This window comes from Olivibacter sp. LS-1, from assembly GCF_008245145.1.
In the GTDB taxonomy this organism is placed as follows: Bacteria; Bacteroidota; Bacteroidia; order Sphingobacteriales; family Sphingobacteriaceae; genus Olivibacter; species Olivibacter oleidegradans.
In genome coordinates, this window is the sequence record NZ_CP041643.1 from 268,445 (window position 1) to 283,841 (window position 15,397).

Consider the following 15,397-nt stretch of genomic DNA (forward strand, 5'->3'; position numbering starts at 1 on the left):
GTTGTTGATTAATTACAATTTCAAAATGTTATTTTCTCACTATCTGTTATAGATTGCCGCTTTTTAGTCTATTTCTATGGCAACCTTTCCAATATAACCGCCTTGTTCAGCGTACTGATAAGCCTCTTTATAATGGGCAAATGGAAACACTTTACTGACCTCAATCTTAAGCCCGTTCCGTAGTGCATTTAGCAGCACACCCGTGTATTTTGTGGACGGCCTTGAGAGTATTACCAGATGCTTTTTGGTCGTAAACAGGTTTTTGAAAATCGAGGCCGGAATTTCAATTGCCTTTGGTGTAGGGTTAAGAAAAAGGGCTTTAGCTTTCATTATTTCTTTGGCCTTTTTGTATCCCATTTTGCCTGATAAATCAATAACGATGTCAAAAGCTGCTTTATGAGAAAAGATATCTTCCTTCGTGTAATCTATCACCGAATTCGCTCCCCAGCTTTTTGCGAACGCTACACCTTGTGTGCCGGTAACGGCTGTTACGTTGGCACTGTGTTGTTTTAATAATTGAAGTAAAAACATGCCGAAGCCACCGGTAGCGCCGTTTACCAAAATCGTTGTCTGAGCATGGATGTTACCCATTTTTTCAATTGCGGTAGCAGCGGCAGTCCCAACCACGGGAATAGAAGCCGCTTGCTGAAAGTCAATATCAGCAGGCTTTTTCCAGACTAACGAAGAGGTAACGGCAACGTATTCAACTGACACACCTTCTTTCATCATGTTTTTAACCACCCCAAAAACTTCATCCCCTTTTTTTATGCCGACAACAGAAGATCCAATCTCTTCAACAATACCGGCAAAATCAGCACCTGCGTACTTTGGAAATTTCGAACCGGACATCAAAGTCATTTCTCCTTTTCTAATTTTCCAATCCATAGGATTGATAGAAAAAGCTTTCACTTTCACCAATACCTGATCCGCATTAATCGTAGGTCTGGGTTGTTCAACAGTTTGCAGAACGTCTGTGGTTCCGAATTTTTTATACACTATTGCTTTCATGATATTATTTTTATTGTTTAAAAATGATATCACAAAGTTGCGAACAAGCGCATCGCCAAACTTGTATCAGATCACTGTTTTGACCAAGGCGACAATATTTTTATCAGTAAGGAGGAGAGCAGGGCGGGAAACAAGAGCGATGCAATAAAATCAGTAAATTGCAATCAGATCGCTATTATGCTTTAGCGCTTTAGGTGGCATTCCGAACATTTCGTACATATACTTATTAAATTGTGGGAGGTCATAAAAGCCGGTGTCATATGCAATATCCGTAAGACTTCTTGCTTTATCAGAAAGAATAAGATAAATCGCTTCGCGTAACCGTGTCCATAACAAATACTTGGATAAGCTGCTACCGGTTTGTGCTTTGAATAACGAAGCCAAACGCGACGGGGAAAGGAAGACCATATCGGAAAATGTCTGTGGCGTTATGTTCTGCTCAAAATAATTAACCTTGATATATTCTATGATTTTTATGACCCTTTCATCATATTTGGCATTAGGTAAGGTCGCGAGCAAGGCATCTACCACTTTATTAACGTCCAAACTTTCTTTAGGTGTTTGAAAGAACAGATTTGTTTCCGCTAGTGAGTCGAAAACAATATAATCCTGGCCTTCCTTCAACCTACGTGCCAGTTCTAAACCAATGTTTGAGTAGGCCTCAATATTTAATACACTCAATGTTCCTTTTTCTGCAACGCAGAAATGCGAAACATGAGGTTTTATCAAAAAACCATGAATTTGTTCATAATGTATTCCGCCGATCGTTGAATTAAACAGCGTATCATCCGATAAAACGATTTGATACGCGGCATGATGATGAATTTCAACCGATAGGTTGCGGGCTTTCAGGGCAAGAAGGAACGGATTATGGTTCTGTCTTTTCATATCACTTCCTTTATGTTGATGTCAACTGCACGGAAGTTACAAATTTTTCCATTACGGTTCCGAGTTTATAGCCGGTCCATTTTCAATCAATCCACCCTAAAACATTTACCCCTAATTTCGGTTTCTTTTTATATCTTTTTAAAAAGTTAAGTTACGAAAAAAAGAACCCTGCAGGAAAATTACGGGAAATAAATTCTTCGGGACAGTAACAGGTTAGTATCTTGCAGAAAAGTCGGGTATAAGCGTTTAGGCTGATAGTGGCATGAGCATTTAAATTAGCACTATATGAAATCAGGGATCGAAATTATCGAAAAAGACAAGGGACAAATTTTAGGAGTAGCAGGTGGCAATTACCGCATCATTGTACCCGGAGATAAAACGGATAATAAATATGCAGTCATTGAGATGATTGTCCCACCCGGAGGCGGACCTCCGCCCCATTCGCATCCCGATACACACGAAACCTTTTATGTATTGGAAGGAGATGTTGAATTTCAGACGGAACAGGGGAAATCCATAGTTAGTGCCGGAGGCTTTATAACCATCCCACTTGGAGGAGCTATTCATTGTTTTACGAATACCTCCAGCACTGTGGCCAAGCTACTTTGTACCGTCATGCCCGCCGGTTTGGAAAAAGTTTTCGAACTAGTCGGTGTTCCGGTGGGTAGCGGTGAATTTGCCCCCATTCCGGAACTTACAGACGAACGTCGGGAACTGATGGCACTGATTGACAAGCAATTTGGTCAAAAGACCTATCCCAAAGGGTATCTCGATTAAAGTAGTTACAAAATTAATCTTTAAAATTAGTCTATTAGAATTGGTCCGTACAGGTACTCATTCTGATTTATTTAAACAACAACATACGGAACATTTTCACATCTTCTCAACTTATTTATTAACGTCTCATCCTATAAAGCCATCTTGCCCCACCCGTCAGAGCCCCGTTTGCACCAACGTTGATAAATACTAAATGGCCTAGGCTTACGGACGCAGCAATCGGCAGCCTGGCTTGTCCCTAAACATATTTTCACGCGAAGCTAACGTCATAAAGCAAAAGACGAACGAAGGGATAGCCATTGCCGGGCGTGTCTCCTTTTGCGAACGGACAAGCGGCAACGAATTGCAAGGTAGTAAGCCAGCCAGAGCTTTCTTTGCTATCTTTCTTTCGCGGGGAAAGAAAGTAGACGAAATTAAAGCTTCATCTTATGAGGTAGTGTTTGTTTTAATCTTTAGAATTCAGCTCGTTGCATTTGCAAAAAAAGAGCTATTCTCGTATTTCTGTATATATGGAAGCGCTGGAAATAAAAGTCCCTGACAACAAAACAGCTTTAGTAAAAGCATATTTAAAAGAACTTGGGGAAATCATCAAGTTGATACAACATCAAACAACATACTTGAATTTTGGATCCCTTTTTATAGCCTTTTCAAGTTCAAGTTGATTTTCCTGTCCCCATCTTTCTATAGTATAAATGAGCGGTAATAAATTTTCTCCAAGTGACGTAAGCTTATATTCCACCTTACTGATCTTGTTATCATATATCTTCTTTGTAAGAAAACCATGCAACACCAATTCTTGCAATTGCTTATTCATTACCCGTCTGTCTGCTTTTGGAATCACGCGTTGGAGCTCACTTGGGCGTTTAAATCCTTGAGAGATATAATGGACAAGCATCATCTTCCACTTTCCGCTCAGGATTTCTTTAAAAAAATGCAATCCACATTCCAGATTTAACGGACTTTTCTTCTGATACATATAAATCTATTTGTATAGCAAATTTACTTATTAAATCCTTCCTTGAAAGATACGCATAAAATAGTGCGTCATTGCCGCTCTCTTAGGACCTGCTTACTTTTGTATAAACTTAATTATTTAATATGTTAAAATTCACTTTTTTAGTCCGCAGAGCGGCAGGAATGAGCAGAGAAGATTTTATAGATTACCATCGGAATAAGCATGCTCCTTTGTTTAGCTCCATCCCAGAGGCCAAACAATACGTGAAAAAATACGTCATTTCCCATCCGGTAGCCATCGAGGCCAGTCACCCAAAATTAACAGAACCTTCAAACGTTCTGTCCTATGACGCCGTTACCGACATTTACTTCGATAGCCTAGCAGATTTCGATAATTTTTTTACCAGTGAAAATTATAAACAAAAAGTGCAGCCCGACGAGCTCAACTTTCTTGATCTGACTGACGCAAAAATGGTTGTCCTTGACGAAAAGACCATTATCAGCTAAGGTGATAATTATACTGACTTGGCCACTTATTCGTTAAAAACGAGCAAGTGGCTCAGCTCTCAGACCTATAATACAGTTATACGGCCTAGGCTTACGGACGCAGCAATCGGCAGCCTGGCTTGTCCCTAAACATATTTTCACGCGAAGCTAACGTCATAAAGCAAAAGACAAACGAAGGGATAGCCATTGCCGGGCGTGTCTCCTTTTGCGAACGGACAAGCGGCCACGAATTGCAAGGGAGTAAGCCAGCCAGAGCTTTCTTTGCTATCTTTCTTTCGCGGGGAAAGAAAGTAGACGAAATTAAAGCTTCATCTCATGAGATCGTATTTGCCATACGCTCACAAATCCCGTTATACTACCATTTCGAAGTACAAAATCTGAGCAAAGAACCCATAATAAGCTTATATCGGCCTTAAATATTCCGGACACCACAGGCTAAGTAATAGCACCAACGTTCGAAGGAAGATTTACAGCCGCGGCTTTTTTTGTTACTTTTTTCAGCTGATGGAACCTTCTCTTGCAAAGAGAAAGCTTGAATACCTTTAAGAATTAACACAAATGAAAAAAAAGTAAATAAAGGCCTAGACTTGCGGACGAAGCAATCGGCAGCCTGGCTTGTCCCTAAACATATTTTCACGCGAAGCTAACGTCATAAAGCAAAAGACAAACGAAGGGATAGCCATTGCCGGGCGTGTCTCCTTTTGCGAACGGACAAGTGGCCACGAATTGCAAGGGAGTAAGCCAGCCAGAGCTTTCTTTGCTATCTTTCTTTCGCGGGGAAAGAAAGTAGACGAAATTAAAGCTTCATCTCATGAGGTCGTGTTTGTTTTAATCTTTAGAATTCAGCTCGTTGCATTTGCAAAAAAAGAGCTATTCTCGTATTTTTGTATGTATGGAAACGCTTGAAATAAAAGTCCCTGACAACAAAACAGCTTTAGTAAAAGCATATTTAAAAGAACTTGGGGTGATCGTCAAAGTAAAAAAGGTAAGCAAGGAACCCAATGCTGAAACTGTTGCTGCGATGAACGAATTAAAAGCAGGCAAAGGAAAAAAATTCAATAATGTAGATGAATTATTTGATAGCATATGATTTAACCTAATGTTTAAAATCGTTACCTCAACCAAATTTCTAAAAGACCTAAAACTACTCAAAAAGCGATCAACCAAAGATTTAGAGCTATTACAGGAACTAATCAGCGTATTAGCTGAAAACGGGCATAAAGGCCTTTCCAAAAAGCATAGGCCACACAAGCTTAGTGGTAATTACAAGGGTTATTGGGAGTGCCATGTAAAATCGGATTTACTTCTAATCTGGGCCGAAGACGAAGAAATTAGTCTATTAGAATTGGTCCGAACAGGTACTCATTCTGATTTATTTTAAACAACAACACACGGAACATTTTCACATCTTCTCAACTTATTTATTAACGTCTCATCCTATAAAGCCATCTTGCCCCACCCGTCAGAGCCCCGTTTGCACCAACGTTGATAAATACCAAATGGCCTAGGCTTACGGACGCAGCAATCGGCAGCCTGACTTGTCCTTAAACATATTTTCACGCGAAGCTAACGTCATAAAGCAAAAGACGAACGACGGGATAGCCATTGCCGGGCGTGTCTCCATTTGCGAACGGACAAGCGGCAACGAATTGCAAGGGAGTAAGCCAGCCAGAGCTTTCTTTGCTATCTTTCTTTCGCGGGGAAAGAAAGTAGACGATATTTAACTTAATAATCGACACTACCTCTTCTTCCCTTTTACCTGCATAAAGAAGTAGACACCTACTAACAAAATCACATAAACCCACCAAGGTAAGCGAAACAAGCCTGATTTTTCTTTCTGTTTTTCTTGAAACTGCGAAGATACTTCTTGCTGCATCACTTTCTTTCCCTCCAATAGCCGTCCTTGGCTATCCAACAAACGCACACTGCGTTCATCACGACCACGGTAGCGGATCCAAAGCTCATCCGCGGTCAAACCACTATCCGGATGCCAACGGGCATTCCCCTTTAACCACCATAAAGCATCATATTCCGACTGATCTTCGGCTATATAACCACGCCAGCTGGTTTCGCTCAGGGATGAATCATTTGCAATTGAGACCCTCTCTTTTGTTGAATACTTCGTTTTGAGTTTAGAGGCGGTGCAAGACAACAACAGTCCTGCACCGATAAGCATGTAATATTTCATTTCGCCTCCTTCCCTATCCAATCAGCCACCGCATAGAGGCTTTTGATCGGTCTTCTTTTCCGATATACGCCATCACCTTCCCTACTACCCGTATCATTAGTATTCCCTTCGACTGTAATCACTTCCTTTTCACCCCATTCATCAATAAAACCACAATGCGCAATGCGTTTGAGCGAGGGGTAGTAGAGGCCAAACACACAGGCTGTTTTCGTTATGGGTTGTTCGTTGTTAGTTGTTCGTGATCCCCTTGTAGGTACCCTCCCTCGTGGCCACACCAATTTATCATGAGGAAAGAGGCTGGCGGCCCAAGCGGTTTTAGGGTTCTCCACGCCCGCTTGCCCCAGCACCCAACAGACAAAAGCCGCACACCAGGCATAGCCTTTGCCAAGGCCTGTATAAGCTAAATAAGCTTCTACCTGTGACCCATCGTTACGCCCCGTAGCCTCCCGTACCCCCAGTTGGCTATCGTAAACTTTCTTGACCCTTATACGAGTAGTTTCTATACGATTCTTTTCCAAAACCAACGAATCTTTTGGACGAAATGAACTATTTCCCGAAAAAGCCCCCATTTTCTTGGACGAAATCGAAGTACATGAATTCTTATAAGGATCTTTCCTAGCCGGAACTAAAAGAAAGATCAGTGTTTTTATAATTAAAACACTTAGTATCATTATTAAAGGGTTTACTTTCTTTTTCATTTTTAAAACGTTAAAATTGTTTTCAACTTTTTCTTGATAAAAACTTATTCCCCTTTTACCTTAGATGCAAAAGGGGCAAACCGAGAAACGAGGCTTCGAGCTCATGAACGCCTTTGAGAAAATAAACCCAAGTGAATAAACATCAAGGCTGCACGTATTTCGCTAAAGATTTAGGGCTCACCCTCAATCCTGTGGAGCCGCGCCAAAGCACATGCCAATGCTTCGCTTCTTCACATGATTTTTTTGCCTAGACTATCCTAAATCTTCTTAACGCTCACTCCGTGAGGCCGTCCTGCCCTACCCGCCAGAGCCCCGTTGCACCAACGTTGATAAATACTAAATGGCCTAGGCTTACTGACGCAGCAATCGGAAGCCACTCATCACTCAACACTCATCATTCATCACTCATCACTCCTCATTCATCATTCATCATTGATGTTACAGCAACGCCCCTAAAGCGATAACAAAAGCATACAGCAAAGCCAAAAAGAAACCCAAGTAAACACCAACCTTCTGCCAAGAGAGCAACGATTTAAAGTTTCGTTCAAAATGCTCGGCGGCATATTCCCCTAAGAACGGCCAATGCCTGTGAAGCACCCATAAGCAGAGCTGCACAAAACTTAATACAGCTACCGCAGCTACTAAAATCGCACTCAACACCCCGTAATCAATAGGCGCTGCCGTAACATCCACTAAACGAATGAGTGGTTGATAAGCGATGTAAGCCAGGATACTGGCTATTAAAAGGGTTGTTAAAAGATATTTTCTATAAATGATGATAAAATTTTCCATAATCGTTACTCGTTGTTCGTTATTGGTTACTCGTTGTTCGTTACTTGTTATTGGGTTAAAAGCAAGGCGGCAATAGCCGCCCTACCCGATTTTCACCCTAGGAAACGGTTAGCGTTCCGAGGTATTGACTAGTCGAAGCCAGCTTACCATCGCGATGCAAGGCGAAGCCCCAAGCGTGCAGCACATCACCTGAATAGTTGATGGAAATCGCTACACTGAAGGTGCCATCCGCTCTGGACGCTTCATCATAGATCATGTACATCCGTTTTGATTGATTGTAAATCACCAGCAAAACCGCATCATCAGCAAAGGCATTATACTTATTCGTATCCGTTTGCCACGTGAAGGAAAGTTCACCCGGATTAGCCTCTACATAACCTAACCCTGGAAGCGGATTGATGGAACCGCGGCTCAATTCCATCTTTGAAAAATCGACTTCAAAATCAGGATACTCCCCTATAATAGCGTTGTTGAAAAAAGCACGTACCGCCATGTTATAGCCCGAACTTTTCGCCTGTTGCTGATCGCTGAAACCAATATTCAAGATGTCCTTTAAAGGACGCAAATATTGCGAGCTGATAGCAAACTTCGTGCGATGCGCAATTTGCGCTTCGGAAGCACCCTTTTTAGTGATCTTAGGCAAACTACGCAAGTAATTGATACTACGCCAGCTGCTTCCTACCACACTTCCTACCTTTCCGGAGAATGCGCCATTGGCGCCTTTAACATATCTTCCCATGATTGAAAAAATTAAAATGAAACATTCTGTTAAGGACGAGCTTCAATACCGGTATTTTTTCATCCACGGTTCAAACATAAAAGCACACTGAGCAATGCAACGATTTTTGAACCATCTTGCCCCTCATTGATTTCCATTGACCCTATTTGACCCAGATCTATTGTTCTTTTATGCCGGTTAAAGTGATTAGTTACCATCTCTTATCCTTAAGCAGCCCCCCACGCTACCTCCCGGGTAAACAAAGGGTAAGCGCAAGGTAAAGGAAGGGTATAGTTTGGGTAACTATAAGGTAAACAAAAGGTAAGCAAAGGGTAATCAAAAACTAAGGCAATACTAAAGTCATCAAAGAAAAAAAGGACGAAAAACGACACTAGCATGGCCAAATGGAAGAAGTGGGTTATTACCTTTGCAGGTACGATGGAAAATAAAGACAACAACGGTGCGCTTATTTGGCTTATATGCCAACAGATTTCGGTCAGTACCTGTAAGTAAAGGTCACACATCTAAAAAACTTGATCTTTACCGGGGACGGCCCCGTTGCTTATGTGGCAACTCCTTAAGCAACGCTAAATTATATTGATGGCAGTTTCTGCCAATGATAGGAACAGCCACGTTTAAAAGAAAGGGCAAGATTAAATCTTGCCTTTTCTTTTACTCTCCCAGAGTGCTTGTTGTAAATCCTCTTTATAGAACACATCCCCACCACCCAAACGCATAGGTTTTAACAAGCCTTCCCTCACGCGCCTTTTATAGGTACTATCACTGATATTAAGATAAGCAAGTACCTCCTGTTTCGTCATGAGCGTGGAGTCAGCATTATGCTTAGAGCCATAACTCATGCTCTGCTCCTTCAAGTGTTGCATAATTCGCAACTGTTCATCAGCGATTTCAACTAAGGTTTGTAAAGCCTGTCGCTCGGCAAGCACATTAATAGATTGGCGAATTAACTCTAGCAATTGAATGATACGATCGAACTGTGTCATGTTTTAGCTGTTTAGGCCGGTGTTATTGGTTTGGACCCAGTATCCAAGCAGCAAAATCATTAAACTCAATTGAATACTCCCGTATTACCGGTAGGTTAATAATGGCGACCAATTTAATAATTATAAAATTAAAACGCAGTCAAATCAAAAAAGTGAACAAAATGAGCTAGGATGACATCGGCGTTTTGCGCAAGGCATACAACTTTGCTTCGAAAGATTTCCGAAAATTTCGGTTCAGCCTATACTTATCCATCGTCAAAAACTCACTTCTCCCTTCCTTTTCCAGTGTCTTATCCACATCAGATTCGAGATATTGCAATACCTTTAACGCTGTTGGTTTATACCGTATCTCGCTAAAGTTCTCGTTTTCATAAACTGTAAGCGCCACTTGCCGCAGGTTAATGATGCACCAGCGATTGCTTTTGGCAAAAAAGCGGGGATCCAACATCGCTAACATTTCATTCAAGGTGTTATCTATCTGAACAACCTTTCCCGTTTTCAGCAAAATGACCCCTACCTTATCCCAGCGTATAATACAGATAATGTCTTTGGTAACAACCGCCGTTTTCCTTCTGCCATTGTTTACGGTGATCTCGTTGTGATAGCCATTCCTTTTGGCCCGGTTCGCATCGAGTAGCGCTAATCGGTTCCGCCTAGCCGATCTTCGCCTTTCTATCCTATACAAGTACCAAAGCATGTAACCCATGTTAAGCCCGGTAATAACTGACGTCGCCATGGGAAATTCAATCTGAAAATACTTCCGTTTGAAGATGTTTTTACCGTAGGCAGCATAATAAATACTGTAATAAGTTGCTAAAAATAAACAGGGTATCAATACACCGTAGCAGAATTGCTTCTTGATACGTGCCGACTGATAACCTCTCCGATGGAATTTTAGATCCAGCATATAACTCAGGCCTTGTATATAAAAAGCGATTATCAGTGCCGGCAAAAAACTCCAGGCAGCGGCTATCAAAAAGCGTTCATTCTGTAAAGCTTCCCAAGGCGAACGGGATTGTTGCATGTAGGTAAAAAAAAGTGCAGCTAATAAGGCTATGGGCGGTAAACATAACCAAGGCAAATAGGTAACAGCTTTCTTTCCTTTCCATAAAAACACCGCCAGTTGCTTGTTCGTGTTCATGTAAGGCTAAATTTCGGTTTTTAAAAAGTGAAATTATAAACATAAGAATAAATAATAAAACAGCCAAGAAAGTATTATAAAGGCCGAAATCCTGTAACTCGCGAGTTACAGTAAAAAAATAATCATTTAACACCTAATTTTACCGGCAACGGTTGGCCAACCCATTTATTAACACAAAATCTTTTTACAATGACAAGAAAAACTTTCAACAATGAAGGAGTACAACTCCTCTTAGCCGACATTTACCAACTACCCATTGCTGACTATCAAGAGGAGTTGTATAAGATACAATCGGACTTCCGCACTTGGTTATTTTTACATTTTGATTTTACCGATCGGCAAGCCTCCTATCTTCACCAACTCAATACAGACTACCTCTACCTGTTAGGCCAAGAAGTGAGCAAAGCAATCGAAAGCCAGACCCCCATTATGTTACAGCAGCAAGAACCCGAAGACGATGATGACGGTGAGGGCAAAGTAATTGAAACCAATTATGTACGGCAAAGTGCATTCAATCTTGATGATGGCCTCCGCAGCATCTCCAGCCTAATCATTAATATCCGTTATGATCGGGATTAAGATGCATGCATAACCAAGGCTCCCGCCGTCTACCGCTGTTTTGGACCCCAGCGGTAGCGGCGGATTGCCGATTAACCTTAGAAAACGATATGGAGAGATTTTTTACTTTTTGGTCGCATTATATGGACATTCCTCCCGACGCACGAGAATATATATTCGATCACGCGCGGATTAATCGTTACAGGCCAAAAGTTTTCAGCTATCCGGATGATCCAAAACCCTATTGGTGTTTTGTTCTTGATGGTTTGGCTGCCAATGTTTACGATACGGTCAATCGACATGGAATTATTCGTTATCTGATCACTCCTAACGCCCATTTTACCGGCACAGAACATCCCTTTACTAAAAAAGGAGGCGATATTTACATCGAGCTGCTAAAACCCACCACCCTATTTATGTTGCGAAACAACTTTGCCTTGGAAGCACAACAACGCTTTCCGGCTGTATCAGAATTATTTCACATACTGAAACAACATCAAATCAATAATCTACGCAAGCATCTACAGGTTTTTCAGCAAAGGCGAATCGTTGACAAATACCGTTATATGGCAGAACAATTACCAGACGTAATAAAACACACAAACAATAGACAGCAAGCCCGATTTTTGCAAATCAGCGAGAGTTCACTTTACGAAGCAAAAAAAAGCTATCTTTTTGAGTCGCTCCGACATAAATAATATCATTTTCTCCAATAGCTCCGGAGACTTTTTCATTCCCAATATCCTGAAATTAGCATCAGTTCCATTACCAGCTGGCTGCCGTTCAGTAAGGTTAGTGCGGAGCATCGGCAGCCCGCCGGTTAAAAAGGAGAACAATAATGAATAGTAAAAAAGTATACATAAAGAATAACCGAAGAACTATCCTCATCTACATCTTGAGCATTTTGCTTGCGTTGATGTGGGCTGCGGCGGCTTTTGGTAAATTAACCGATTTGGATAACTTCCATAATGAACTGGTAAAATCGCCCTTACTGGAAGGTTTTGCAAACACCGTAAAATGGGTAGTTCCATGTGGAGAGCTGTTACTGGCCATCGCCTTAATCTATCGTGCAACTCAGCTTTTTGCCTTCTATACATCCGTGTTTTTGCTTTCACTGTTCATAGCATACATTGTCGTGATCATCCGATTCAGTTATTACGACATTCCATGCGCCTGTAGTGGTTTTGCAGAAGGCCTATCATGGGAAGGACATTTGATATTTAATGCCAGCTGCATGATCCTGGCCATCGTTGCCATTTTCATATCTCAAGAAAACCAACAAGGTTCGAATACGGGCCTGAGAAGATATTGTACAATCGGGCAAAAGCCAGCCCGTAAAAAATGGTGTTACACTTTTTTTTCATACCGATTATGAAAAAAATATTCACAACAATTCTGACGATAGCCGTCCTAGGTGTCGGCTACGTCGGAGCCAAAGCTTTCGAAAAGAAAGTAGAGGTACGCCAAGAAACCAGATGGTTTGAAAGTGCAGACGGTTCGGAGCACAATTACAAAGACGAACCGCTGCCAGCTAGCTTCAATCCGGAAACAGATTGCCAAGGAGTGGAGCAGACCTGTGCAGGACTATTTGAGGTAGATGCCAACAACAATCCGATGGGAACACCGTTGGCCATCCAAGCCGGAGAGCTTCAATAGCCATTCTATCCAACACCCGAGGATTGCGGACGGATCCGCGGGTGTTTTCAAACTTTTATAAGTACCGCATGTCAAAAGCATTAAAAATAAAGACCACGATTATATTTATACTGATGGCTTCGGCCGTAAGTATAGTGGCCCTCTTGTACAAAATAAGTGCAGGGAAGGAAATCATGGCCGATAATCGGCATTATAAGCAATTTATTCTTTTCAAAGAATTGCCGTTACCTATTTTATCCAGATACATGGCATTCGCAGGAGAATACCAAGATCATTTTCTTTTTCAAACGGATGATCCGTCCAAACTACTTGTTATTGATCGCAGCTTTTCAGATACCAAATTCTTCAAAACAGGTTTCTCCATAGCAGATACAAAGGGACAAGCCTTTGTTTATAAAATTCATTCACATTTTCTTTATCTGTTTGTTGGTAATCTTTCGCAGGTAAAACGGGTCAATCTAAATGACCGTTCCGTCAGGATATTTAAAACCCCCGGTGTTTTTACTAAGGTGCTTGTAATTGATACGGCCAAATTTTCCCTACTAGGTTTCAGCCAACGAGCTCCTCATAGTATGGTACTGCAACATGGGGTAACAGGAGCCAATGGAATCATATCTTTTGAAGAGCAGACGCTGCCCTTTACGCCAACTAGCCAAAAATATTTGTTCGGCATGGATGGGTTTCTGCACTTCAGTCGGGCAGACAGTAATCTCATACTAACACCATTCTACCATACCCGCACCCATATCATAAAATATAGAAGCGGCCCTATTGAAACCTTACCAAGCATTGTTCGTGATACTGTTATCCAATCTATCAAAGGTACTTTACGGCACGGCCGTTATACCAACGCCAGCCCTAAGCGAACATTCCAGCTTTATAGCGGCCTAGTTGGCGACACGGTATTTATTCAGAGCAAAGTACCCGCACCGGAAGATAGCTACAGCTTTTTTAGAAATCACCTCATACTGGACAGTTATCATTTAGGTGACAAGAGGTATATAGGCTCTTATGCCATTCCCAAAAAGAAAAACCTCAAAGCGAAAGTGGTGCCGTATGCAGGGGGTATATTTATCATATACCCCGCTGGCATACAGCTAATCAAACCATAGATTTTAGACGATAGATCAACGCCTGTTCTGTTCGATATCAGTAAGCTCGATAACGTAATCCGGTATAGGCATCACAAAACGAGGGTCATTAGGTGCTAAGCGAACCGTTTCCCCATTTAGTTGTCGTTCCAGCGCTATCTCCGCGCCCATCTGCGCATTCAGCCGTTTTATATCAGTCCATCGTATTCCGCGCATTAACAGCTCCTTTCGCCGCTCTTTCCATACCATATCAAGCAACTCTTCCTTTGTCGCTACCGTTATATCTTTGTAGCTCCCTGCTTTCCATCTAGTTTTTAATAACGTATTAAGCGCCTTCAAGGCTCCTTCGACATTTCCATTTGCCGCCGCCGCTTCCGCTTTGATCAGATATATCTCATCCCAGGCAAGCCCGGCAAACAAATTTCGGGAACCGGTATAGTTGCCCTTGAAAGAAACGGAACGATCGGCGTTTACCTCAAAGAAAGCTTCCTTCCTCAGATCGTCCGCTGTATAGCTTTCATACAGATCACGCCTTATTTTGCACATCGGTGCATAGAAAGTCCTATCCGCAGGTATTCCCCTGTACAACAAAGTTTCCCGGTTCAGTAATTCAAAAGGGAAACTTACCTGTAGGTTTAGCTCGTTAAAATCCAACAATGCAGGAGCCACGGCAAGTGCTCGTTCAGCATATTCCTCAGCTGCCCGATAATCACCTATGGTCAAATAGATTTTTGCCAACAGTGCGAGCGCTGCTGCGCGGCTAGGCTGTGTAAGATAAGGTTGAGCAGTTGGCAGCATGGTGATCGACGCTTCCACATCCCTTAATGCCTGTCGGTAACTCTCTTCCAGCGAAGCCCGCCGCGTAGGCCGGTTAATGTCAGCGTCTAATCGCAAAGGTATTCCCGGCAATTGATCCGCTCCCTGCTGATAAGCCATCGCAAAGACCTGTAGAATATTATAGAAAGCATAACCGCGATAAAACAGCGCTTTTCCTTTAATGTTGTTGAATTCGGCTTCATTATGCGGGTTCAATTCTATATCGCCCAATCCGTCCAGCACCACATTGCAATAGAAAACCTGTTGATAAGGCTTATCCCACTCCGGCACATCCTGCGAGCCTTCGTAAATATCAGCCTTCCAGATATAGAGATTTCTCGTTCTGGCCAGGCTCAGGCCGTTGTAGTCTTCATCGGTAATATCATAGTCCGCAGCAGAAACCTCCGAACTGATAAAATAATTGGACCCGAAAACAGAAGTTGTGTTATTCAGCAACGCATCAAAATCCTGTAAAGTGGAAGGCACTACCAGTTGCTTATCAGGTTTGCGCTCCAAACTGTCCTTTCTACACGCCGTAAAGAAAAGCGTGCAAAAGCCGAATCCTATAGCTATTTTATAAATCGACAATTTCATATTAGAT

General features: G+C 42.0%; 19 protein-coding genes. 9 read left to right on the forward strand and 10 right to left on the reverse strand.

All coding sequences use genetic code 11. The features are described from left to right. Positions 1 to 63 precede the first annotated feature (63 nt). Positions 64 to 1,008: an NADP-dependent oxidoreductase gene (locus tag FKG96_RS01040; RefSeq protein WP_149105007.1), complete on the reverse strand. Its 945-nt coding sequence runs from the start codon at positions 1,006 to 1,008 to the stop codon at positions 64 to 66. Between the two features lie 150 nt (positions 1,009 to 1,158). Next, entirely contained in the window at positions 1,159 to 1,896 is a 738-nt protein-coding gene (locus tag FKG96_RS01045) for an AraC family transcriptional regulator (RefSeq protein WP_149105008.1), read from the reverse strand. 285 nt (positions 1,897 to 2,181) lie between these two features. Between FKG96_RS01045 and FKG96_RS01050 the strand changes: the two genes are divergently transcribed. Further along, the gene (locus FKG96_RS01050) at positions 2,182 to 2,673 is read left to right on the forward strand and encodes a cupin domain-containing protein (RefSeq protein WP_149105009.1); all 492 of its coding nucleotides are present in this window, start codon (positions 2,182 to 2,184) and stop codon (positions 2,671 to 2,673) included. A 604-nt stretch (positions 2,674 to 3,277) separates the two neighbouring features. On the opposite strand, the gene FKG96_RS01055 is transcribed toward FKG96_RS01050, so the two are convergent. Then, positions 3,278 to 3,649: a helix-turn-helix domain-containing protein gene (locus FKG96_RS01055; RefSeq protein ID WP_149105010.1), complete on the reverse strand. Its 372-nt coding sequence runs from the start codon at positions 3,647 to 3,649 to the stop codon at positions 3,278 to 3,280. Positions 3,650 to 3,771: 122 nt separating this feature from the next. Here FKG96_RS01055 and FKG96_RS01060 point away from each other — a divergent pair, with 122 nt between their 5' ends. From FKG96_RS01060 to FKG96_RS01070, 3 genes are all read left to right on the forward strand, one after another. Further along, positions 3,772 to 4,134, forward strand: a complete 363-nt coding sequence (locus FKG96_RS01060) for an EthD domain-containing protein (RefSeq protein ID WP_149105011.1) — start codon at positions 3,772 to 3,774, stop codon at positions 4,132 to 4,134. 892 nt (positions 4,135 to 5,026) lie between these two features. After that, positions 5,027 to 5,224, forward strand: coding sequence for a hypothetical protein (locus FKG96_RS01065; RefSeq protein ID WP_130855013.1), 198 nt, complete (start codon positions 5,027 to 5,029; stop codon positions 5,222 to 5,224). 9 nt (positions 5,225 to 5,233) lie between these two features. Next, positions 5,234 to 5,515: a type II toxin-antitoxin system YafQ family toxin gene (locus FKG96_RS01070; protein WP_130855012.1), complete on the forward strand. Its 282-nt coding sequence runs from the start codon at positions 5,234 to 5,236 to the stop codon at positions 5,513 to 5,515. 357 nt (positions 5,516 to 5,872) lie between these two features. Here the strand turns inward: FKG96_RS01070 and FKG96_RS01075 are convergent, their stop codons facing one another. The 6 genes from FKG96_RS01075 to FKG96_RS01100 form a co-directional block, all read right to left on the reverse strand. Next, on the reverse strand, positions 5,873 to 6,322 hold the full coding sequence (locus FKG96_RS01075) for a hypothetical protein (protein ID WP_149105012.1): 450 nt from the start codon (positions 6,320 to 6,322) through the stop codon (positions 5,873 to 5,875). Further along, positions 6,319 to 7,020 carry a peptidoglycan-binding protein gene (locus tag FKG96_RS01080; protein WP_246860237.1) on the reverse strand — a complete coding sequence of 234 codons (702 nt, stop codon included), beginning with the start codon at positions 7,018 to 7,020 and terminating at the stop codon, positions 6,319 to 6,321. Before FKG96_RS01080 ends, FKG96_RS01075 begins: the two co-directional genes overlap by 4 nt. A gap of 438 nt (positions 7,021 to 7,458) precedes the next feature. Continuing rightward, entirely contained in the window at positions 7,459 to 7,812 is a 354-nt protein-coding gene (locus FKG96_RS01085; RefSeq protein ID WP_130855008.1) for a hypothetical protein, read from the reverse strand. A 97-nt stretch (positions 7,813 to 7,909) separates the two neighbouring features. Next, positions 7,910 to 8,551 (reverse strand): DUF6266 family protein, encoded by a 642-nt coding sequence (locus FKG96_RS01090; protein ID WP_130855007.1) that lies wholly within the window; start codon positions 8,549 to 8,551, stop codon positions 7,910 to 7,912. A gap of 632 nt (positions 8,552 to 9,183) precedes the next feature. Then, positions 9,184 to 9,534 carry an AlpA family transcriptional regulator gene (locus FKG96_RS01095; RefSeq protein WP_149105013.1) on the reverse strand — a complete coding sequence of 117 codons (351 nt, stop codon included), beginning with the start codon at positions 9,532 to 9,534 and terminating at the stop codon, positions 9,184 to 9,186. 166 nt (positions 9,535 to 9,700) lie between these two features. Continuing rightward, positions 9,701 to 10,675, reverse strand: a complete 975-nt coding sequence (locus FKG96_RS01100; RefSeq protein ID WP_149105014.1) for a LytTR family transcriptional regulator DNA-binding domain-containing protein — start codon at positions 10,673 to 10,675, stop codon at positions 9,701 to 9,703. Between the two features lie 189 nt (positions 10,676 to 10,864). Here FKG96_RS01100 and FKG96_RS01105 point away from each other — a divergent pair, with 189 nt between their 5' ends. The 5 genes from FKG96_RS01105 to FKG96_RS01125 all read left to right on the forward strand — a co-directional run bounded on the left by FKG96_RS01105 (position 10,865) and on the right by FKG96_RS01125 (position 14,001). Continuing rightward, positions 10,865 to 11,254 (forward strand): hypothetical protein, encoded by a 390-nt coding sequence (locus FKG96_RS01105; protein WP_149105015.1) that lies wholly within the window; start codon positions 10,865 to 10,867, stop codon positions 11,252 to 11,254. An 89-nt stretch (positions 11,255 to 11,343) separates the two neighbouring features. Then, a complete protein-coding gene (locus FKG96_RS01110) occupies positions 11,344 to 11,931 on the forward strand; it encodes a hypothetical protein (protein WP_149105016.1) in 588 nt (195 codons plus the stop codon). A gap of 140 nt (positions 11,932 to 12,071) precedes the next feature. Beyond that, positions 12,072 to 12,608 (forward strand): MauE/DoxX family redox-associated membrane protein, encoded by a 537-nt coding sequence (locus FKG96_RS01115; protein WP_149105017.1) that lies wholly within the window; start codon positions 12,072 to 12,074, stop codon positions 12,606 to 12,608. Continuing rightward, the gene (locus FKG96_RS01120) at positions 12,605 to 12,889 is read left to right on the forward strand and encodes a hypothetical protein (protein WP_149105018.1); all 285 of its coding nucleotides are present in this window, start codon (positions 12,605 to 12,607) and stop codon (positions 12,887 to 12,889) included. The genes FKG96_RS01115 and FKG96_RS01120 overlap by 4 nt, the downstream gene beginning before the upstream one ends. 68 nt (positions 12,890 to 12,957) lie before the next feature. Next, a complete protein-coding gene (locus tag FKG96_RS01125) occupies positions 12,958 to 14,001 on the forward strand; it encodes a hypothetical protein (protein ID WP_149105019.1) in 1,044 nt (347 codons plus the stop codon). Positions 14,002 to 14,016: 15 nt separating this feature from the next. On the opposite strand, the gene FKG96_RS01130 is transcribed toward FKG96_RS01125, so the two are convergent. Then, positions 14,017 to 15,390 (reverse strand): RagB/SusD family nutrient uptake outer membrane protein, encoded by a 1,374-nt coding sequence (locus tag FKG96_RS01130; protein WP_149105020.1) that lies wholly within the window; start codon positions 15,388 to 15,390, stop codon positions 14,017 to 14,019. Positions 15,391 to 15,397 lie beyond the last annotated feature (7 nt).